The sequence below is a fragment of the Chromohalobacter sp. HP20-39 genome, from assembly GCF_033052815.1.
Taxonomy (GTDB): Bacteria; Pseudomonadota; Gammaproteobacteria; order Pseudomonadales; family Halomonadaceae; genus Chromohalobacter.
In genome coordinates, this window is record NZ_JAWHTP010001087.1 from 1 (window position 1) to 241 (window position 241).

1 protein-coding gene is annotated in these 241 nt (G+C 67.2%); it reads left to right on the forward strand.

What is annotated here, in order from left to right; all coding sequences use genetic code 11:
- Window positions 1-24: 24 nt before the first annotated feature.
- The coding region (locus tag RVY79_RS21285) for an efflux RND transporter permease subunit (protein ID WP_317466613.1) at window positions 25-241 on the forward strand (217 nt) is incomplete at its 3' end.

Sequence of the window (241 nt, forward strand, 5' to 3'; positions counted from 1 at the left end):
CCCCGCGTCTGCAGCAACCGGCCGATCATCGCCATCGTCCTGTCGGTGCTGCCGCTGATCGCAGGCGCGATCAGCTACTTCCAGCTGCCGCTGAGCGAATACCCGCAGGTCACGCCGCCGACGGTGCAGGTCACCGCCAGCTATCCCGGCGCCAACCCGCAGGTGATCGCCGACACCGTGGCATCGCCGCTGGAGCAGGCGGTCAACGGCGTGGAAGGCATGATGTACATGCAGTCCCAGA